The sequence below is a fragment of the Nocardia sp. NPDC056000 genome (assembly GCF_042269265.1).
Taxonomy (GTDB): domain Bacteria; phylum Actinomycetota; class Actinomycetes; order Mycobacteriales; family Mycobacteriaceae; genus Nocardia.
In genome coordinates, this window is the sequence record NZ_JBHJXS010000007.1 from 388,261 (window position 1) to 409,394 (window position 21,134).

The window sequence follows — 21,134 nt, forward strand, 5'->3', positions numbered from 1 at the left end:
TCAAGCTCCCCGCACACTTGCCAGCAGATACTGACGATCCACCTTCAGTTCGTCCGGGCACAGCAGGTCCAGGTCGGCCAAGCCGGAAACCTCGTAATTGCGTGTCATCGTGGCCCATCCGACGTATCGGCTGAGTAGCTCGTCGTAGACACCGAAATCGTGGGCGGCAGCGAATTCCTGAGACGAGAACGAGCCGACACCGCTGGGCCCGAACTTGATTCCGAACACGTCGCCGAGCACCTCCGACAGCATGGCCAGCGGAACGTCATCCTGATTCACCAGATGATAGAAATGCAACCCGGTCGGCGGGCGGCGCTTGATCGCCTCCACCATGGCGTAGGCGGCGTGCTCGACCGGGATCAGATTCGCCCGCCCATCATCGGTCACCAGCGGCAACGGCAGCATGCCGCCTCGCTCGCCGATGAAAGCACTGAACATTTCCAGAATCGATTTGCCGATGCGGACCGCCATCTGCAGCGGATGCTCCGGGCAGCGCGGGTACACCGGACCGCGCGAGATCAGCCCGCTGGGGCGGAAAATCACTGTTGGGCGCTCGTGCTCCTTGGCCCACGTGCACACCACGCGTTCGGCCTCGAATTTGGACTGCTCGTACACGGTCTGGAAGCGCGGCGTGTCCACCACTTCCTGCTCCAGGACCATGCCGTGCTGTTGGTCACCGACCACCGCGATGGTGCTCACATGGCACAGAAGCGGTTGGCGCGCACCGAGTTCCGCGAGTGCGGTCATGCTGCGCGCGCCGGTCACGTTGGTCCGGATAATGTCCGGGTCGTCGCTGAACGCGATGTTCGCCCCGCAATGCCAGATCACCTCCGCCAGATCGGCGAGCCGCCGAAATCGCTCCTCGGACAGGCCGAGTCGCGATTCACGCAGCTCGATGTCGACGGTGCGAACCCGCGCCAGGGTCGCGGTCAGTCGGTCGTCGTCATAGCCGGAATGGCGGAGGAATTCCGCGATCCGGACCATCGCGGGCCGTGCGTTCGGGCGGGCCAGCACCGTGACCTCGCCGCCGCGTTCCAGCAGTTCCTTGACCAGCCGCAGGCCGAGAAAGCCGGTAGCGCCTGTCACTACGTTCGTCATTGTCGGGTCCTCATCAGTTGGGGTATCGGCTCGGGCCGGGCAGCTGTCGCAACGGTGGTCGACAGCTGCCCGGCATCGCTGGGTTGCCGGACTACACCGGCTCGGGACGGTCGCCGTCGATCAGCGCGAACAGATCGCTGTCCTCGGCGTTGAGGATCTGATCCGAACTCGGCAACCCATCGGATCCGCCGCCGGCCGCCTCCTCGACGCGGCGCAGCTTGCGGGTCGCCGAATCGAGGCGGATCAGCACGTCCTCCCCGACGCCGTCCGGAACCACCTCCGCCAGGCGCGCCAGCAGCAGTTCCACCTCAGCGACAATCGGATCACTCAGCGAAGCCTCTTCCGGTGCGATCTGGGTACGCAGGAATTCCGCCAAACCCGCCGGTGTCGGGTAATCGAAGATCACCGTGGTCGGCAGATTCGACGAACCCGCCACCGACTTGAGCCGGTTGCGCAGTTCCACCGCGGACAGTGAATCGAATCCCATATCCATGAACTTCTGTTCCGGATCGACCGCATCGGTCGTGGAATGTCCCAGCACTGCGGCGATGTGGGTGCGAATCAGATCCAGGACGATCGCACTCTGCTCCTTTTCCGTATGTCCCGCAAGCTGTTTCGCCAGCGCCGAGGCATCGATGCCGCCCGACTCCACCCGTCGCCGGGTGTGCACCAGTGACCGCAGCAGCGGTGGTAGCTCCGCCGAGCCCGCCATCGACTTGAACATCGCCGTGTCGACCCGAGCGGTGACGAAATGCGGTCGGCCGTTGGACAGACCCAGATCGAACAGGTCCAGGGCCAGTTTCGTCGACATCGCCTGGAAGCCACCGCGATTGAGCCGCGCCAGGTCCTGCTGATCGAGGGTGCCGGTCAATGCGCTGGCTTCGGCCCACAGGCCCCAGGAGAGCGAGGTGGCGGGCAGTCCGAGGTGGTGGCGGTGGTAGACAAGCGAATCCAGGAACACATTCGCCGCCGCGTAGTTGGCCTGACCCGGCGCGCCGAGCGCACCCGCCGCCGAGGAGAACAACACGAACGCGGACAGGTTGTGCTCGCGGGTCAGCTGATGCAGATTCCACCCGGCGTCCACCTTCGCCGGCATGACGGTGTCCAGTTGCTCGGCGGTCATGGTGGTGAAGACCCGGTCGTCGAGCGCACCGGCCAGATGCACTACCGCGGTGAGTGGATGTCCGGCCGGAATCGCCTCCAGTACAGCCGACATCGCGCCGCGGTCGGCTGCATCACACGCGTGCACCGTCACTGTCGCACCGAGCCCTTCAAGCTCGGCCGCCAACTCCGGCGCACCAGCCGCCGCGCTACCGCTGCGGCTGGTGAGCACCAGATGCCGGGCGCCGTGCGCGGTGACAAGATGTCGGGCCACCAAACCGCCGAGCGTTCCGGTGCCGCCGGTGACCAGCACCGTGCCGTCCGGATCGAATGGAGCCGGCCAGGTGAGCACCAGCTTGCCGATATGGCGGGCCTGACTCAGGTGGCGCAGCGCCGCCGCGGCCTGCCGGACATCCCAGGTCGTAATGGGCGGCGGCGTAAGCACTTCCGCGTCCATCAGCGGGCCGAGCTCCTGCCAGATCTCGCGCAGCCGGTCCAGACCCGCTTCCCACAGCCCGAAGCACCAATAGGTGACACCCGGATACTGCTGGGCCACCGCCCCGGGATCGCGCGGCGCGGTCAAACTCATCTCCGCGAACCGACCGCCGCGCGGCAGCAACCGAAGCGAAGCGTCGATGTAGTCGCCGGTCAGCGAGTTCAGCACGACATCCATGCCCCGGCCGTCGGTGACCTCACGGAACTTGTCCTCGAACTCGAGGGTGCGCGAGTTGCCGATGTGGTCGTCGTCGAACCCGTTGGCGCGCAGTACATCCCATTTGGGCTTGCTGGCGGTCACGAACACTTCGGCGCCGAGATGGCGGGCCAGCTGTACCGCGGCCGAGCCCGTCCCGCCGGTCGCGGTATGCACCAGGATACGTTCGCCGGGCTGCAACTTCGCCAGGTCGACCAGGCCGTAGTACGCGGTCAGGAACGACAGCGGGACCGAGGCGGCCTGCACGAAACTCCATCGGTCCGGCTTGTGCGTGATCAGCCGGTAGTCGGTCACCGCGGTGGCGCCGACGCCCGGGAACAAGCCGAAAACCGCGTCGCCGGGGGCGAATCCGGTCACGTCGGGCCCGACCTCGACGACGATGCCCGCGGCTTCGTTGCCGACCGGCGCCTCCGGATCCGGGTAGGTACCCAGGCAGATCAGCACATCCCGGAAGTTCAGACCGATCGCCTGCAACCGGACCAGCACCGTGCCCGAAGCCAACGGCTCCGACTCGGTCAGCGTCGGGTCCGGGGTCTCGATGATGGACACATTGTCGAAGGTGCCCTTCTCGGAGATCTGCAACTGCCAGTGCCCGCGGGACGGATCTGGCTGTGCGGAGGGCGCGGACCGGATCAGTCGGCGGCCGAGGAAGCCGCCGCGGCGCAGCGCCAGTTCCGGTTCCTCACTGGACACCGCGGCAGCCACGGTCTCCACCGTCAGCGGCCCACCATCCAGGTCGACCATGCTGATCCGGCCCGGATTCTCGGAATTCGCACTGCGCAGCAGACCACGCACGGTTGCCGCCACCAGGTCGGACACATCCTCGGACGCATCCACCGCGACCGCTCGGCGGCTGACGAAAAGGATTGTCGCCGCGCTCAATTCGGGCGCCATCAGCAGTGCTTGCACCTGGCCCATCAGCCACGCGGTTTCCGCGCGGATCTGCCGCGGCCGGTCGGCGTCGTCAAGATCGCCTGCGGTCGACAGCACGATCACCGACGGGGCGGTCGTGCCTGTGGACACCGCCGTGACGAGCGCCTCGGCATCGGTGTGCCAGGGAATCTCCACCCCGCTGGCCATGGCCGGGAAGCCGCGCAGCGGATCGTCCGCATCGGTGCCGACGACGACCCATTCACCCGAATGCGTCGGCACTCGAATACCGCTGGCAGACACCGGAACCCAGTCGATGGCGAACAGCGATTCGGCGGCCTGGCTGCCCAGCGCGGCCATACCCGCCTTGATCTTCTCTTCCGATACCGGCAGCAGCACCAGCGAGTCGACGGTGGCGACGACGGCCCCGGACGCGTCCGCGAAGATCGCCGAAACCCGGTCCCGCCCAGCGGGCTTGAGCCGCACCTTGAGTTCGGTCGCGCCCACCGCGTACAGCGACACACCTTCCCAGGCGAACGGCAGGCGCAGTCCCGGCCCGTCCTCGTTGGGCAGCAGCGAGGTCAAGCCGCCACAAGCCTGCACGCCGGCATCCAGCAGCGCTGGGTGCAGGCCGAAGCCGGACACGTCGATGTCGAGTTCCTGCGACAGCGAGATCTGCGCGAACACCTCGTCACCGCGCTGCCAGAGCTTGCGCAGGCCACGGAACACCGGACCGTACTGGTAGCCGAGGGAATCCATCTGCTCATAGGCATTGGACAGATCGATCTCGGTGGCACCGACCGGCGGCCACACACCCAATCCGACGGCCGCGGTGGGGCTCGCGGTATCGCTACCGGGGATCAGCACGCCCTCCGCGTGCGCCGTCCAGGGCGCGCGCACATCGCTGTCCTCGCCCTGATCCGGCCGGGTGTGGATGGCGATCGACCGGGCGCCGTCCGGGCCGGGTTCACCGACGGTGATCTGCAGATGCAGCGCGCCCTGCTCCGGCAGGATCAACGGTGCCATGATGGTCAGCTCCTGCACCCGGGTGCAGCCTGCCTTGTCACCGACGTGCAAGGCCAGTTCCACCAGGGCCGCGCCCGGAACCAGGACGGTGCCCATCACCGCGTGATCGGCAAGCCACGCATGGGTTTGCAGCGACAACCGACCGGTGAACGTAATGTGGCTGCCGTCAGCGGATTCCACGACCGCACCGAGCAGCGCGTGCTCGGCGGCGGTGATGCCGAGGCTGCCCGCGTCACCGTATCGGGGCGGCACATCGAGCCAGAACCGCTGCCGATGGAAGGCATAGGTCGGCAGATCCACCGGCGCACACCGCTGTGGATAGCGGGACCGCCAGTCCACCTCGATCCCGCCGACGAAGGCCTCGGCCAGCGAATACAGCATGCGCTCCCAGCCACCCTCGTCGCGACGCAGCGAACCGGTGATGGTGCACGCGTCGACGTCCACGTCGGCGCTCTCCAGAGACTCCTGCACCGCCATGGTCAGCACCGGATGCGGTGACATCTCCAGGAAGGCCCGGTAGCCACGGCTGTGCATATTCTGCACGGTTTCCTGGAAGCGCACCGGCAGGCGCAGATTCCGGAACCAGTAGTCAGGGCCGTACAGGTCGGGGTCGGCCGCGTCGGCGACCACCGCGGAGAAGAAGTCGATCCCGGTGCCGCTGTGCCAGCTCAGGTCGGCGAAATCGGATTCGATCTGCGTGCGGATCTGCTCCACGTGCGCGGAATGCGAGGCGTAGTCCACCGGAATCCAGTGTGTTCTAACGCCGTTCAGTTCGCAGGCGGCGGTGAACTCGCGCAGGGCATCGGGATCGCCGGAGACGACAGTGGCGGACGGGCCGTTCATCGCGGCGACGCTGATGCGGTCGGCCCAGGGCGCGATGCGGTCGCGAACCTCCTCGGTGCCTGTCGAAACCGACACCATCGCTCCGGTTCCGGCCAAGTCGAGGAGCCTGCGGCTGCGCAGGCACACGACCTTCGCCGCATCCCGCAGGGAGAGCGTGCCCGCGATGCAGGCCGCGGCGATCTCGCCCTGCGAATGCCCAACCACGCCATCGGGCGTCACACCGAACGATTGCCACAGCCGCGACAGCGAAACCATCACCGCGAATAGCACCGGCTGCACCACATCTACGCGATCGAGCCCTGGCGCGCCCTCGACCTGGCCGACGACATCGAGCAGTGACCAGTCGACGAATTCGTCGAACGCCGATGCACACTCGCGCATACTGGCCGCGAAAACCGGCGCGGTCTCCAGCAATTCGGTCGCCATGCCCGCCCACTGCGCGCCCTGTCCGGGAAAGACGAATGCCACCTTTCCCTTTGGACCGGCTTTTCCGGAAACCACTCGGGTACTCAGTGATTCGCCCCCCGCCAGCGCGCGGGCGCTCTCGGTCAGGCTCGCCAGGTCGGTGCCGAAAAGCACGGCCCGGTGGTTGAATCGGGCCCGGGTGGTGACCAGCGCGCAGCCCACGTCGCGGGGATCGAGTTCCGGATCGCGTTCGACGAAGCCGGCGAGCCGTTCCGCTTGCCCGGCAAGGGATTCCGGGGCACGGGCCGAGACGATCCACGGCAGCACCACATTCGATTCCGGTTCGGCGTCGCTCACCGGCGCTTCGGGAGCGCTGGGCGCCTGCTCCAGGATGACATGCGCGTTGGTGCCGCTGATGCCGAACGAGGACACCCCGGCGCGGCGCGGCCGGTCGCTGGCCGGCCACTCCCGCGACTCGGTGACCAGCTCCACATTGCCGACCGACCAATCCACGTGCGGTGTGGGCTCATCCACATGCAAGGTCGAGGGCACCACCCCGTGTCGCATCGCCTCGACCATCTTGATGACACCGGCCATCCCGGCCGCGGCCTGCGCGTGACCGATATTCGATTTCACCGATCCGAGCAGCAGCGGCCGCTCCTCGCGACCCTGCCCGTAGGTGGCCAACAGCGCGTCGGCCTCGATCGGATCTCCGAGCGAGGTCCCGGTGCCGTGGGCTTCGACCACGTCGACGTCCTCCGGCGCGAGCGCGGCAGAGGACAGGGCGTCGTGGATGACCCGGCGCTGGGCCAGACCGTTGGGCGCGGCCAGCCCATTGGAGGCGCCGTCCTGATTCACCGCGGAGCCCGCGACCAGCGCGCGGACCGGATGCCCGTTGCGTCGGGCATCGGAGAGCCGTTCCAGAACCAGCACGCCGACACCCTCACCGACGCCGAACCCGTCCGCGGCGCTACCGAAGGCTTTGCAGCGGCCGTCGACCGAAAGTGCTTGCTGCTGTGAGAATCCCGCGAATACGCCCGGCGTCGCCATTACGGTGGTGCCGGCCGCGATGGCAAGGGAACTCTCCCCGTTACGCAGGGACTGGCAGGCCAGATGCACGGCCACCAGAGACGACGAGCATGCGGTGTCCAGCGACACCGACGGCCCCTCCAGCCCCAATACATAGGAAACCCGTCCGGAGACAACGCTTCCCGTGATGCCGAGCATGAGATGGCCGGGATCGGCGTCCTCGATCTGGCCGCCGGAAGAGAGGGCGGCGTAGTCACCAACCACAACGCCGGCGAACACACTGGTCTTGCTGCCGCGCAGGCTGTGCGGGTCGATGCCGGCGCGCTCCAATGCCTCCCAGGTCACTTCGAGCAGGATTCGCTGCTGCGGATCCATCGCGACCGCCTCACGCGGCGAGATGCCGAAGAACGCCGGGTCGAAACCGCCTGCGTCGGATAGAAACCCGCCACCGCGCACATATGATTTACCGGCTTTGCCAGGCTCCGGATCGTACAGTGCGTCCATATCCCAACCCCGGTCGTCCGGGAATGGTCCGGTCGCTTCCTTTCCCGCGGACACCAGAGCCCACAGAGCCTCTGGTGAGTCCACGTCACGCGGAAATCGACATGCCATACTGACGATGGCAATCGGGTCATTGTTGCGAGATTCCAATTCGCGAACCTTGCGTCGCGCCTCCGTGAGGTCGACTGTGGCTCGCTTCAAATAGTCTCGCAGTTCCTTTTCCGTTGCCATCGAGGTTTCCTCCTGAGATCGCTTGTGCGGCCGATTGTCGACCGGACAAGCGCGGATGGAATACCCCTAGTTCCCCCTAGTACATCGGTCCTCCCGATACCCGTCCTTCGCCACGCGGACAGGTCGCCGGCCTCGACCGGCAGGAGTCCGGATCATGTAGTGGCCCAATGTATCTAGTGATTCGACACACCGGCTTGTCCCCCATGCCGAGTTCCGCTTTCGCTTGGACACCGCACGGTTCGAGCCGGTAACATCCGAACTCATGATGAACGGTCCGGCGCTCTCGGATTGTGGTCCTGCGCCACGAGCCGTTCATCCGCGCCAACGACAACCGGCCCGCAGACGAGCGCGCGAAGCCGTTTGCGCATGAGACGGTTCGCTGACAGCGCTATTCGACGCGCCGGCATGGCCCGATACGCGCAACGCCGGACGTTGACCGCGGTACAGCGACACACCGCCCAACTGCATCCGTTCACGCTGCCGAAATTCGCTCGAATCCTGTTCGAGGCCAGTGGAATTCCAGTGTGGATTGCCGCCAGCACCACGCTGCCACCCGCAGTCGCGGGTCAGTGGCTGCGGACCGATGGGGGAGATCTCATCGAATACGACGCCGCCCTGCCGACGATCGCTCGCATCAATACGGTGCTGCACGAGGCCGGTCACATTCTGCACGGCCACACCGATATCGATCACCGGATCGAGACGGGATCGGCGCTGTGCTCGGTGCTCGGACCCGATGCCGTCACGAACTTTTCGCGGGCCAGATACAGATCCTCGTACGACATGAGCAGTGAACGTGAAGCCGAGGCGTTCGCCCGCCGCACCCTGCGCACCATACTGTGGAGTGACAGCGGAACCAGTGAACGAGCGAAAGTGCTTACCGCGCTCGGCTTCCCGCACACCCGGATCGAGTAAGTCGGTGGTGCAGTTCAGCGCCGTGGTGGGCATACTGCTGTTCGCCGGTATGTTCGCGGCGATATGGCAGCTGCCACCGCAGGGCGCACGCGGGCAATGGACGCCGATCGTCGTGCTGGGGCTGATCGGACTCAGCTACCTCCTGACCGCTCCGACCTCGGAGGCTTTGTTCGACGCGGTCCGAGTCAACTCCGCATACCTGTTGAGTCATCTGTGTGTCTTGACCGCACTGGCGCTTTCGAGCCTGTACTGGCTGCACTACCTATCGGCCGATCCGCCGACTCGACGGCGGGCACTCGCGATGCGACTGGGATACGGCGGCGTGGCGGTGACCCTGCCCGTTCTGTTCGCCGCCTCGCCACAGCGACCGCACGGAGTCGGCTTCGGATGCGAATTCGCCGGGAGCCCAGGTATGCGGATCTACTGGGTCCTGCAGTCGGTCATGGTGATCTACGCGCTGTCCCCGCTCGCCCGCGCGGCGTTCCGCGCATACCGCCAAGAGAAGTCATGGCGGCGCAACCTCTTGGTGATGTTGTCCGGCCTGACCATGGTTTTCATCGCGTACGAGCTGTGGGTGATCCTCGTGGTCGCGTTGTGGCCGACGATGCCGCCGCCCTGGGCGCAGACCGCCACTACGCTGCTTCAGGTCACCGTGGGCGTACTGCTGGTCGCCGGCGCCTTCGGTCCGGTCGTCTCGGGAGCATTCCACAACACACGGCTCGCGCTGAACTATCTCGAAAGGCTTGCGCCCCTGCATCATTGGCTGATGCAGCGCTATCCGCACATCCGATTCCGGGCGCGAACGAGCCTGCGTTTGGAAACCCGCGTCACTGAAATGCTGATCGAAATCAGCGACGGCCTGCGACTGCTACAACGCGACGAACCCGCGCTGGCGGCCGCTCTTCGACTGGATCACAACACCATTCGCACCATGGGATACGACCGGGACCATCACGCCGCCTACGAATTGGCTGCCGCGGCAACGTTCCGCTCTCGAAATCCGGGACCCACGTTGCCCACTCGGGTTCTGCCGGCGCATGTCACGCCGGTCAGCGGTCAGGCGCGCTGAGATCTCACTGGCGTGACTCGGGGATGGCCGGAGGGTCGGCCGGCAGACCCTCCTGCACGCGTAAGAACTTGAGGTAGTCGATCAGCGAGGCCAGAGACTGCTGCGACAGATCGATCGCCCGGAATGCCAGAGCTTCGATATCGGGCGCGGTGGCGAGCCGGAGATATTCGATCTCCTGACGACCGCGCTGCCACGTTTCGTCATCGGTGAAGAATCGAATATCCACGTCGAACGCGGCGGCCAGACCGGCGGCGTGCTTGAGTGAGGGATTCTGTTTCAAGCCCGAACGTAGCTGGGAGACATACACTGCCGAGATCGAGTGTCCGAGCTCGGCCGCACGGCGCGCGATCTCGTCAGCGGTATAGCGGTGGCCTCGGGCATTGGGCATCGTCTGGAACAGATACTCGAGTCGCTCGGAGAAAGCTGCTCCGACATCCATACCGGACACCCACTTCCCCATTTCGCTCGGCGCGGGACTTATGCTACAGCACGGATTTTCCGATCAGCGGCCGCCGATTGCAAGGTGCCCGACATCGACTTCTCAGGCATCTGTCACGCCGCTGCGGACCGCGCTGGAGTTGAGCGAGCGGGTCGAGGAAGTGATGCCGGGGACGTCGCAGGTGGCGGTGTTCATCCGGTCTGGGTACGAGTGGCGGGAACGTCCTGGGATACACCGACAGGTTCTGCATGCTCACGTATGGCCACGATTCAATTGGGAGCCAGAGCATTTGGTGCACAACCCTGTCTGGTTTACCCAACGAACACTAAAAGCGATCCACGCCACGCACTCACCTCCCAGCACGAGGGCCTCCGGCAGGCGATCGGCGAGAGTTGGATCTACTCGCCTCCGCGTGACCAGGACTCGGCAATTACGTACGTTCGATTGAACTCAGACGTTTCCGATTCGACCCGGCACGGTCGGTCCGCCATGGCGGCACTGGGCGAGGACGCACAGGTTGTCTCGTCCTCGCCGGTGCGCGGCTGGATATCGGTCAGGTTCGGTTGGCGGCCAGGGGTGGGACGTTCTGTTCCAGGTCGTTCATGAGTGCGTGGACGGGGGCCCAGCACAGCATGACGGTGTCGGCGTCGAACTTCGGTTGTTCGAGGATTTCCTTGCGAGGGTGGATGAAGTTGCGGAAGTCCCGGATCGCGTGGGCGAAGACGGTGGCGTCGAATTGAACCCAGCGCTTGTCGAAAGCGGTGTCGATGAGGAGCTCCATGGATACTCGGTTGGAGGAAGTTCGCTTGGGGAATCGCTTGTCGGCGGGGACTTTTCGGCGGATGTCGGGAAAGCCGTTGTCGCGGAGGTCTTTGTCGTGTTCGAGGAGTACGGCCAGCAGAAGCCCTTCGATGAAGGTTCCGATCCCGATGGTGGCCATGCGGTAGGCGCCGCCGGCGACGCAGACCCGGGTTTCCTCGATTCGGCCCATCAGTACTTCGACAGTTTGCTGATCACCGACCAGCGATTCGACCCGTTGGCGCAGGTCCGGCGGTTCGGCGAACGTGGTGTCGTTGCCGTCGGATCCGCGGGTGCCCAGGACCGGGCGGCCGCTGACCATCGTAATGATCAGCTGTTCGGATTCGAGGCGGGCGTTGACCTCGGCGCGGAAGACGTCGGCGGTCATGGCCCCGTCGTCATACTCGATCGGATCGCAGACGCGGCACAGCAACCGTTCGACGTCGGCAAGGTCGTCGCGGCGCAGTTCGAGTTGCTCGCGTAGCCACGGAACGCGTGGCGAACCGTCGTAGGCGGGCGGGTCGTCCCAACCTGCGTGGCGAAGCAGGACTTCGAGTTGAAAACCTTTGCGCTCGTATGGCCCGCCGATATCGACGATGAGTTCGGCGAGGCGGTCGAGCGTTTTCGGGTCGAGGGGCAGCATTCAGTCCTCCTGGTCGGTGAGGCGTTGCGCGGTGTCGATGGCCCGCAGCGCCTCGACGAGGCATACGCATTGCCACACAGCCTCTTCGACGCCACACCCGAGCTGCTGAAGTGGCGTTCAGGGCAACCAGCCGAGGAATAGAACCGCACAGTACCGAATTCGTGGCGCTTTCTTGGTGAACGTCCCGTAGGTGACCACACGAAATACCTTCTGCACCTGGGCGATTCACACGCAGAGTCCTTGGAATCGACTCGAATCCTTGGCGACGATTTGGGCAGGTCGAGTCCTACCGAGCGCCGCCGACCATATCGAACGGCAGTCGACCGGTGAGTCTCCGATTCCAGGACACCGTTGCGGTACAGACGAGTTCGAGCCAGCCGACGCTGATCGACGGGCGGCGACTCGACCTCGCGGGCCCAAGCCGCAATTTCGGAAATTACTCGAAACACCTTGATATGCAATGGATTACCTTACTTCGGTGAGGCTCTCTTTGCTGGCGGTGTGCCGGGAAAGTCCGTTACCGTTCGAGACATGAGTACCGATCTCACCGCAGCGGCTCCGGACGGTGGCCTCCGTACCGGCGAGCATGCCGACGAACCGCACAGGTCGGGTACGTCGGCACGGCTGAACTGGTTGCGGGCCGCAGTGCTCGGAGCGAACGACGGCATCGTGTCGGTGGCGGGCATTGTGGTCGGTGTGGCCGCCGCGACCACCAGCCGGGAACCGATCATGACCGCGGGCATCGCAGGCATGGTGGCCGGTGCGGTATCGATGGCGCTCGGTGAATATGTGTCGGTCAGCACCCAGCGTGACAGCGAGCGGGCACTGCTGGACGCCGAGCGCCGGGAATTGCTGGAGCAGCCCGAAGCGGAGCTGGACGAGCTTACCGAGATCTATCGGGCCAAGGGCTTATCCCCCGAGACCGCACGGCAGGTTGCCGAGGAACTCACCGCGCATGACGCGTTCGCCGCCCATGCCGAGGCGGAGCTGGGGATCGACCCGGACGGGCTCACCAATCCATGGCAGGCCGCGCTCTCATCGGCGGTGTCGTTCACCCTCGGCGCGCTGCTGCCGCTGCTGGCAATAGTGTTGCCGGGGCCCGCGTTCCGAGTGCCGATCACATTCGTCGCCGTGATCCTGGCGCTCGCGGCTACCGGCGCGCTCGGTGCCCGCCTCGGCGGCTCGGAACCAGTGAAGGCCACCGCCCGCGTAGCGGTGGGCGGCGCGCTGGCAATGGCCTTCACCTACGCGGTGGGGCACCTGGTCGGGATATCTGTTTGACGAACGGTTGATCACCCACGCGTTCCAGCGTTGCGTGGGCGATTCACGACCAGATCCCGCGCATCGCCGCGAAGTTTTCAGCGGCGGGTCGGCGGCGATTTGGTCGGCGTCATAGTCGCAGAGCTCGGCGTAGCGGTCCCAGGCAATCGCGGTGTCGAAACCATCGACGGCATCGCCCGTCGCGCCCGCGTGACTCGATTGCCCTTGTGCGGGTGGCGCCGAGGGCGGGGTGTCGAAAGACTTCGCGCGGCCGTCCTTGTCGGTGACCGTGATGGAGGTGAGATTGCCGTCCGAGTCGCAGTGGAACCGTTGCGTACCTCCGTCGCCGAGCAGCACCGAGCACTATGGCGCCCTGCGGTGAATTGAGCACCGCGGCACCTCCGCATCCTTGACCCGCACCCGATCCGCCGAGGGCGAGCCTGTACGAGGAAGCAGGACGAAACGGGGGCCCATCTGCCGTCAGATCGATGTTCTGCCAGCAAGGAAGGCCCTACTTCGAAATTTGAGGGGCACAATTTGGGCCCCTACTGTTATCTGTCAACTAATGTGAGGACGGTCCATCGGACTGGAGCAATCCAGCACCCAGGACGCAAGAAGGGGCGGATGCCTGCGGGCACAGGCAGAGCCGCCCACTAAGCGTTCAGGTCAACGCCACCAGAACCAACACAGCAGCACCGGCAGCCAACCTGGACACCCGACGGAGACCTCCACGGCGATTCTTATCCCGTGTGAGGTCTTTCGTTTCTTGTGATGGCGCTTTGCCATCCAATCACCTCCTTCCTTTAGAGGAAGCAACGACCGTTCCAGGACGGACATTGCTCTCCCGAGAGGACGAGGCGGCTACAGGCTATCGGCAGAAACGCACTCGCACAGCGGGATTGAGGACCCTCACATCGATCTCGCTCAGGTCGTCTTGAACAACCGCCAAACCTAGCGCCACACTTGGCGCTCATAGGGCCGATCTTGACCGCTTATGGGCCAACCTTGGCCAATCGGCAGATCCGCGGGCTAGTTGTCGTTGCTTTCGAGGCAGAATGCGACGGGATCGGCAAGCACAGCGCGCTCCGCATGCGCTGCCCGACTAGAAGGTCTCGCTCGCCGTTGCGGGCACGGGTCTTGCGAGAAGCACAACGTCGTGGGTTGGCCAGGGAGGGGTGTGACTACGGCCCGGCGCCACACCCCGCTGGGCTCACAACGCCACGATAACGATGCCGTACAGGAGCGCCATTACACCGACCGTGCCGGCGAAACCGGCGAAGCCTTGCCGGATCGCGGTAGTCCAGCAGTTTCCGTCGTGGCGGGACATCAGTACCGCAGTAGTCGCGCCAAGCAAGCCGATCAAGATGATGATCAGCGCCGCCAGAACGCGGAATGCGACGGTGGTGGAAATGGTCATGGGCTCTGTCCGTCCGATAGTAGGTTTCCCGAACGGACCAGAGGTGAAGATTGCGCTGGCGTGCCGACGGGTTGATGCCCGCCAGAAAGCCTTAACGATTCGACGCTGTACAACATGATGTGTTGGATACGCTGGTGAAAACCCCTGTCGGCGACGGTTTCTCAGCGATCCGAGTCGGATCGAGTCGCCGCCGAGTCGGGTTGGAGGAGAGTGCGCGGTGGACGAACGTGCGACAGGACAGGGTCTGGCGCGCGCGCAATTCGCCGCCGAGTTGAGCGCGTTGCGGAAGCGGTCGAATTTGTCCGCTCAGGATGTTTCCACCTGGGTCAGATCGGTCAAGCACACGCCCTTATCCCCGTCGACTATCGGCGACTGGTTCAAGCCAGTACCCACTGTCCCACGCGACAATACGAAGTTCCTGATGGTGGTGGAGTGCCTGTACAGGGCAGCCTCGGAGACCTGGACACGCGCGGCAGAAGAACATTGGAAGCAACTGCGCGCTAGGGCTTACGAGGAACCGCAACCTGTCACCAACGTATTCGGTCGCGCGGACCACGGACCGGAACCTCTTCGAGGACCTCTGCCTGCTGCGGAGACAAGCACCGCGAATCCCTCCCCGCAGAAAGCGTCTGAATCGGAGCGTGACTCGGGTCAGCTGAAACTCTGGGCAGCAGCTGGGGTTGTCACCTTTCTCGTACTGGCGGCAGGTTCGGGTGTCGGTATTTGGAAGCTAACCAGGCCAAGCTCAACCGCGAACCACAGCGTCGTACCCACCACCAGTGAGCAGCAAGCGGCACAGTCGGATCTGCTCGTCTCGACGGAGACCATCGTCAGGGGGCACTGCTCCACCATCGTGTTCACCGAATCGGCAGCCGAGCTAGGCACTCCACCAGCTGACCCACATGACTACGCCCTATGGGCGCGCGATCACAACGGCGCGGAAGCCCTGCCCTGGGCTGGCTTCCGTCTGGGACAAGTGCAGCTCAACCTGAGCGGCACAAGTTCCAGGCCCGTCACCATCACCAGCGTGACGGCCGAGGTCGTCGACCGCCAACCCGGCCTGCGCACGGGAACCACCGTCAGCGGACAGTGTGGCGGTGAGACCACGGGACGTCTCGCTGAGATCGACCTCGACACCGACCCACCCAAGATCACCGGCTCCAACGCCGACCCGAAGGCCATCTGGGGCTCGGATGACCGGGCAACACCGCTGAAATTTCCCTACACCGTCACCGACCGCGACACCGAGCTGCTTCTGATCTGCGCCGAAGTGCGCTCCGAGGACACCGTGTCCTACAGACTGCACATCGGCTGGACCGACGGACAACGTTCCGGAAACAAGACCGTCGACAACGGCGGCAAACCGTTCAAAGTCGCGACCGCCAATCCAACCAACCCCATGTACAGACCGAGTGGGGCCAAGCTGATCAAAATGAACTAGCCCCACCGCTGTTCGGGAATGATCGAGTTGGCATCCCGCAGCTCCTGGGACTCGTTGCCATAGTGTATCTAGGTCGCCCGAGGTGCCGAGCCGTGCTGACGACCAATGCCTGAGTGATTCTGTCCCACAACCAGATTCGGTGTGCAACGTGCCATCACGAGCAGATGACTGTCGCCGAATCCACGCGTAGGTTCCGGTACTGTCACTTCGGACTGCGACATGCGTTCTGAGGGTGCAGGCGCCAGTCCGATGATCGGAGCGTGCAGAGGGGCGGTGGATGGGAGCGGGCGTGGAATTGGACCTCGGCGCTATCCGCGCCTTCATCACCGTCGCCGATCACCTGCATTTCGGTGAGGCCGCGGACAGCCTTGGGCTGACTCAACAAGCTGTTTCCAAACGCATCGCCAAGCTCGAGGAGAGTCTGGATACGCGGTTGTTGTCGCGGACACGGGGCGGAACGCGACTCACCGACGAGGGCTCCGCGTTCCTTCCGCATGCTCGCGCTCTGATCGCTCTCGCGGATCAGGCCGTCGAGTCGCTCTGCGGCGGCGTACGCCCTCTGCGGGTCGATGTCCTCGGTACCCGTTTGGCCGCAACGGATTTGATCCGCACATTCCATGAGACCTATGACGGCGTGGAGATCGATGTGGTGACCTCGAGTGGGCTCCGCAGCGGCCGTGCCGCGCTCACCGAGGGCAGCATCGATGTCGCGTTCGCGCGTGTCGTCGGTGCACTCGATGCCGCCATCGAGCACATTCCGGCCTACCTCGAGCCGCTGTACGTTTTGGTCGGGCGCAACCATCGATTCGCGCATCAGCGGACGGTCCGGCTCACCGACCTGGCGGACGCGATCGCGCGGATGCCCGGCAACGAACCAGGCAGTGAATGGGCGCAGTTCTATGACGACCTCGCGGCGGAATTCGGATTGACCATCGACACCTCGGGGCCCGACTTCGGCCTGGACCACCTCCTCGACGAGATCGCGCATTCGGACGGGAGTTTCGTGTTCTCGGGCGAACGATTGCGCGTCCCGTGGCATCGCGACATCGTGCAGATTCCGATCGTCGACCCGACGCCGACCTATCCGCACTCAATGCTCTGGCACCGCCGCAACCCTCATCCCGCGCTTCCGGAGTTGATCAACCACGTCACCACCGCCTTTCGCCCCTTCGATCCCAGCCGTCACTGGCTTCCAGCCAGTGACATCGAAGCGGGACTGTTCGAGGCATACCGCGGCAGCGTGGGCTGACCCGCCACCGTATCGCCGAGCGGGGCGGTTCCCATTCGGCGGCCGGGTGAGCGATTCGGTGAAGGATTGCGACGCGCAGCAAGCCGTCAGTTCATCCTCATCGACATCGGCCGTTCCACTATCAATCAGCCAGTCCTGCAACAGGATTGCCCTGCGGGTAGTTCGACCGGCGACTGCGAACGCAACACCCATACCCGTGAAAGAGCGCGTGCGAGGACGGACTGTCCTATTCACAGGTGACGAGTTCAATTGTCAGGTAAGGATCTTGACGCCCCGAACGGCCCGGAGCTCACCGAACAACGCCGAGCTGACAGTCACCGGATAGTTGTCGACTGCCAGCGGCGTGCGCCGCTCGCGGTAACACAACACCAGACGCACCGGGGTCTCGCCGGGGTGCGACTGCAGTGCGGACCGGAGCTCGACCACGCTGTCGCGGTCGGTGCTTTCGGCATTGATCTCGAGGGTGAGCGGTGGGATGTGGTCGCCGCGTTCGATGGAGCCGATGTCGATTGCGGCCAGATGGACCCCGAAGACGCCCAGCTTGTCTTCCCGCCAATTGACCCGCCCCTCAACAACTACGACCGCGTCCACGGCGAGATCGGCGGTGAACACGTTGTAGCTCTTGGGAAAGAACAGAACCTCGACCGAAGCATCCAGATCCTCGATCACGGCGATCGCCCAACTCTCGCCCTTCTTGTTCACCCGGCGCTCGAGCGCGGAGATCATCCCCGCAATGGTGATCGTTCCTTCGCGAGGGGCGTTGGCCAGAACGGTCGCGATCGGCTTGGGCGCGGCTTTGCGCAGCAGATGACTCGCCCCGTCGAGCGGATGGCCGGAGACGTACAGGCCCAACATCTCTCGTTCCAAGCCCAGCCGGGTCTTTCGAGGCCATTCCTCGCCATCGAAGCTCAGGTGGCTCAGCGGAGACGAGTCCGAAGCGACCTCCTCGGTCGCGTTCTCGATCCCGAACAGATCGAATTGCCCCATCGCCTGTTGACGTTTGAGCCCGGTCACCGCGTCGACAGCCTGCTCGTGAACCTCGATCAGCGCCTTGCGCGGATGACCGAACGAGTCGAAAGCGCCTGCCTTGATAAGGGATTCGAGTACCCGCTTGTTGCAGCAGACCAGCTCGGACTTCTCGACGAAATCGGCGAAGGAGGTGTATTTCCCCTTCCTGCTGCGGGTGTCGATGATCGACTCCACAACATTGCCCCCGACGTTGCGAATCCCTCCGAGCCCGAACCGAATATCGTTGCCGACAGCAGAGAACCGCAGCGAGGACTCGTTGACGTCCGGTGCCAGCACCTTGAGACCGAGCTGCCTGCACTCGGCGAGGTAGATGGCCGACTTGTCCTTGTTGTCCGCTACCGAGGTCAGCAGAGCCGCCATGTATTCGGCCTGATAGTTCGCCTTGAGGTAGGCGGTCCAATAGCCCACGAGCGCATATCCCGCGGCATGGGACTTGTTGAACGCGTATCCCGCGAACGGCAGCACCGTATCCCACAGTGCCTGCACCGAGTCATCGGAGAAACCGTTCTCGCGCATCCCCGCGCGGAAACCTTCGAACTCCTTCTCGAGGACATCGAGCTTCTTCTTGCCCATCGCCCGCCGCAGCACGTCGGCGCGGCCCATCGAGAAGCCCGCCACCCGCTGGGCGATCTGCATGATCTGTTCCTGATAGACCACCAGGCCGTAAGTTTCGGCGAGAATATCGCGCAGCGGCTCAGCGAGCTCGGGATGAATCGGCTCGATCGCCTGCCGATCGTTCTTGCGGTCGGCATAGTTGTTGTGGGTGTTCATCGCCATCGGGCCCGGCCGATAGAGTGCGTTGACGGCGATGATGTCCTCGAAACCAGTAGGCCCCAAACGGCGCAGCAGGTCGCGCATCGCGTTACCGTCGAGCTGGAAGACTCCGAGGCTGTCGCCGCGGCCCAACAGCGCATAGGTTTTCGGGTCGTCGGTCTCGAGCAACTCGAGATCCACCGTTTCGCCGCGGTTGGCCTCGATATTGTCGATCGCATCGCCGATCACCGTCAGGTTGCGCAACCCCAGGAAATCCATCTTCAGCAGTCCGATGGCCTCGCACGAGGGATAGTCCCACCCGGTGATCATCGCGCCGTCCTCGCGCCGCCACAGTGGGATCACCTCCGCCAGCGGTTGCGAGGACATGATCACCGCGCAGGCGTGCACACCTGCATTGCGTATCAAACCCTCCAGGCCCCTTGCGGTTTCGAAGATGGTGGACACGTCCCTGTCGGTCTCGACGAGTGTCCGAACCTCTGCTGCTTCGGGGTAGCGCTCATGCGTGGGATCGACGATGCCCGACAGCGGGATGTCCTTTGCGGCGACCGGCGGCGGAAGGGCCTTGGAAATCCGGTCGGCGATGGCAAAACCCGGTTGGCCGAAGTGAACTCGTGCGGAGTCCTTGATCGCGGCCTTGGTTTTGATCTTGCCGAAGGTGATCACCTGGGCGACACGATCGGAGCCATACTTTTCGGTGGCGTACCGAACCATCTCGCCACGGCGGCGATCGTCGAAGTCCATGTCGATATCGGGCATGGACACCCGTTCGGGATTGAGGAACCGTTCGAACAGCAGGCCATGGCGAATGGGATCGAGGTCGGTGATGCGCAATGCGTAGGACACCAGGGATCCGGCGGCCGACCCGCGGCCGGGACCGACCCGAATACCTTCCTGCCGTGCGTAATTCATCAAGTCGGCAGTGATGAGAAAGTACGCGGGGAATCCCTTGTCGACGATGATGTCGATCTCGAACTCGGCGCGGTGGAGATATTCCTCGGGCACACCGTTGGGCAGACGGCGAGCCAGGCCGCGCATGACCTGCTCCCGGAACCACGAATTCTGGTCGTAGCCCTCGGGTGCTTCGTAGATCGGCATGCGATCGGTGTGCTCCCACACCTCGGCGTAGGACTCGACGCGTTCGGCGATCAGCAGGGTGTTATCGGCGGCACCGGGGACCTGGAGGTCCCAATAGGCTCGCATCTCCTGCGCCGATTGCAGGTAGTAGCCATCACCGTCGAACTTGAACCTCGTGGGATCGTTGAGAGTCTTGCCTGCCTGCACACACAGCAACGCCGCGTGGGCTTCGGATTGGCCTTTGGTGACATAGTGAGAGTCGTTCGTGGCCAACGGAGGTAGGTCGAGTTTCGTACTGATCTCGAGCAAACCCTCGCGTACCGATCGTTCGATCGGCAGGCCGTGGTCCATCAACTCGACAAAGAAATTGTCCCTGCCGAAGATGTCTCGGTAATCCGAGGCCGCCTGCAGCGCTTCGGCATACTGCCCCAGGCGCAGCCGCGTCTGCACCTCGCCCGACGGGCACCCGGTGGTCGCAATGATCCCCTCGGAGTTCTCGGCGATCAGCTCACGATCCATCCGGGGCTTGCGGTAGTAACCCTCCACACTCGCCAGCGACGACAGCTTGAACAGATTGCGCAGTCCGCGACCGTTCTGCGCCAGCATGGTCATGTGTGTGTAGGCACCACCGCCGGACACGTCGCCTCCGACACCCTCCCCGTTCGAGCCCCGCTGGTTGGACTGCCCCCAGAACACCGGCTTCTTATGCCACCGGCTACCGGGAGCCAGATAGGCCTCGATCCCGATGATCGGCTTGATCCCCATTTTCGTCGCGACCTGATAGAACTCGTCCGCGCCGAACATGTTTCCGTGATCGGTCATACCGACCGCAGACATCCCCAGGCGCGCGGCTTCCTCGAACAGCGGGGTGATCTTCGCCGCCCCGTCCAGCATGGAGTATTCGGTGTGAACGTGCAGGTGAACGAATGAGGACAACGGACCCTCCAGCAGCGATGCGAGCTCGGATCGACCTATTCGAGCCGAGCCGCGGAAGGGGGGTCAAACAATCGACACGCGCTGGGAGCCAACCGATGGTTGTCGCCGCTGGTTGGGCGCTCCGTGATCGATGACCTGCGAACGACATTCGCGAACATCACTCCGAACACCGAGCGAGCGCCGCCAGAGATGAGTGGTTCGCTGTCGTCATAGAGGGCGGGTAGCGCCAACCCTTGTCGATGAATAGTTAATAGACACAACAGTTCTCAGGAAC

At 64.4% G+C, this 21,134-nt stretch carries 11 protein-coding genes; 5 read left to right on the forward strand and 6 right to left on the reverse strand.

The annotated features are described in order from the left end of the window. A complete protein-coding gene (locus tag ACFC4D_RS22835) occupies nucleotides 1-1,098 on the reverse strand; it encodes an SDR family oxidoreductase (RefSeq protein ID WP_376066301.1) in 1,098 nt (365 codons plus the stop codon). A gap of 91 nt (nucleotides 1,099-1,189) precedes the next feature. After that, the gene (locus tag ACFC4D_RS22840; RefSeq protein WP_376066302.1) at nucleotides 1,190-7,816 is read right to left on the reverse strand and encodes an SDR family NAD(P)-dependent oxidoreductase; all 6,627 of its coding nucleotides are present in this window, start codon (nucleotides 7,814-7,816) and stop codon (nucleotides 1,190-1,192) included. 366 nt (nucleotides 7,817-8,182) lie between these two features. Between ACFC4D_RS22840 and ACFC4D_RS22845 the strand changes: the two genes are divergently transcribed. Further along, entirely contained in the window at nucleotides 8,183-8,731 is a 549-nt protein-coding gene (locus ACFC4D_RS22845) for a hypothetical protein (RefSeq protein WP_376066304.1), read from the forward strand. 4 nt (nucleotides 8,732-8,735) lie between these two features. Continuing rightward, nucleotides 8,736-9,800, forward strand: a complete 1,065-nt coding sequence (locus ACFC4D_RS22850) for a DUF6545 domain-containing protein (protein WP_376066305.1) — start codon at nucleotides 8,736-8,738, stop codon at nucleotides 9,798-9,800. Between the two features lie 4 nt (nucleotides 9,801-9,804). Here ACFC4D_RS22850 and ACFC4D_RS22855 read toward each other — a convergent pair whose 3' ends face one another. Continuing rightward, nucleotides 9,805-10,248 carry an XRE family transcriptional regulator gene (locus ACFC4D_RS22855; protein WP_376066306.1) on the reverse strand — a complete coding sequence of 148 codons (444 nt, stop codon included), beginning with the start codon at nucleotides 10,246-10,248 and terminating at the stop codon, nucleotides 9,805-9,807. Nucleotides 10,249-10,792: 544 nt separating this feature from the next. Next, complete coding sequence (locus ACFC4D_RS22860) at nucleotides 10,793-11,680, reverse strand: hypothetical protein (RefSeq protein WP_376066307.1); 888 nt, start codon at nucleotides 11,678-11,680, stop codon at nucleotides 10,793-10,795. A 531-nt stretch (nucleotides 11,681-12,211) separates the two neighbouring features. On the opposite strand from ACFC4D_RS22860, the gene ACFC4D_RS22865 reads away from it, so the two are divergent. Then, nucleotides 12,212-12,961, forward strand: coding sequence for a VIT family protein (locus ACFC4D_RS22865; RefSeq protein ID WP_376066309.1), 750 nt, complete (start codon nucleotides 12,212-12,214; stop codon nucleotides 12,959-12,961). Between the two features lie 1,189 nt (nucleotides 12,962-14,150). On the opposite strand, the gene ACFC4D_RS22870 is transcribed toward ACFC4D_RS22865, so the two are convergent. After that, nucleotides 14,151-14,357: a hypothetical protein gene (locus ACFC4D_RS22870; protein ID WP_376066312.1), complete on the reverse strand. Its 207-nt coding sequence runs from the start codon at nucleotides 14,355-14,357 to the stop codon at nucleotides 14,151-14,153. Between the two features lie 217 nt (nucleotides 14,358-14,574). Here ACFC4D_RS22870 and ACFC4D_RS22875 point away from each other — a divergent pair, with 217 nt between their 5' ends. Beyond that, complete coding sequence (locus ACFC4D_RS22875; RefSeq protein WP_376066313.1) at nucleotides 14,575-15,798, forward strand: hypothetical protein; 1,224 nt, start codon at nucleotides 14,575-14,577, stop codon at nucleotides 15,796-15,798. A gap of 277 nt (nucleotides 15,799-16,075) precedes the next feature. Further along, nucleotides 16,076-17,047 carry a LysR family transcriptional regulator gene (locus tag ACFC4D_RS22880; RefSeq protein WP_376066316.1) on the forward strand — a complete coding sequence of 324 codons (972 nt, stop codon included), beginning with the start codon at nucleotides 16,076-16,078 and terminating at the stop codon, nucleotides 17,045-17,047. Between the two features lie 252 nt (nucleotides 17,048-17,299). Here the strand turns inward: ACFC4D_RS22880 and dnaE are convergent, their stop codons facing one another. Then, on the reverse strand, nucleotides 17,300-20,818 hold the full coding sequence (gene dnaE / locus ACFC4D_RS22885; RefSeq protein ID WP_376066528.1) for a DNA polymerase III subunit alpha: 3,519 nt from the start codon (nucleotides 20,816-20,818) through the stop codon (nucleotides 17,300-17,302). Nucleotides 20,819-21,134: the final 316 nt, after the last annotated feature.

Excerpts from the sequence above, each read along its gene's own strand:
- dnaE (WP_376066528.1), bottom strand. The coding sequence starts at position 20,818 with ATGCTGGACGGGGCGGCGAAGATCACCCCGCTGTTCGAGGAAGCCGCG.
- ACFC4D_RS22865 (WP_376066309.1), top strand. The coding sequence starts at position 12,212 with ATGAGTACCGATCTCACCGCAGCGGCTCCGGACGGTGGCCTCCGTACC.
- ACFC4D_RS22840 (WP_376066302.1), bottom strand. The coding sequence starts at position 7,816 with ATGGCAACGGAAAAGGAACTGCGAGACTATTTGAAGCGAGCCACAGTC.
- ACFC4D_RS22835 (WP_376066301.1), bottom strand. The coding sequence starts at position 1,098 with ATGACGAACGTAGTGACAGGCGCTACCGGCTTTCTCGGCCTGCGGCTG.
- ACFC4D_RS22870 (WP_376066312.1), bottom strand. The coding sequence starts at position 14,357 with ATGACCATTTCCACCACCGTCGCATTCCGCGTTCTGGCGGCGCTGATC.
- ACFC4D_RS22880 (WP_376066316.1), top strand. The coding sequence starts at position 16,076 with ATGGGAGCGGGCGTGGAATTGGACCTCGGCGCTATCCGCGCCTTCATC.
- ACFC4D_RS22860 (WP_376066307.1), bottom strand. The coding sequence starts at position 11,680 with ATGCTGCCCCTCGACCCGAAAACGCTCGACCGCCTCGCCGAACTCATC.
- ACFC4D_RS22845 (WP_376066304.1), top strand. The coding sequence starts at position 8,183 with ATGAGACGGTTCGCTGACAGCGCTATTCGACGCGCCGGCATGGCCCGA.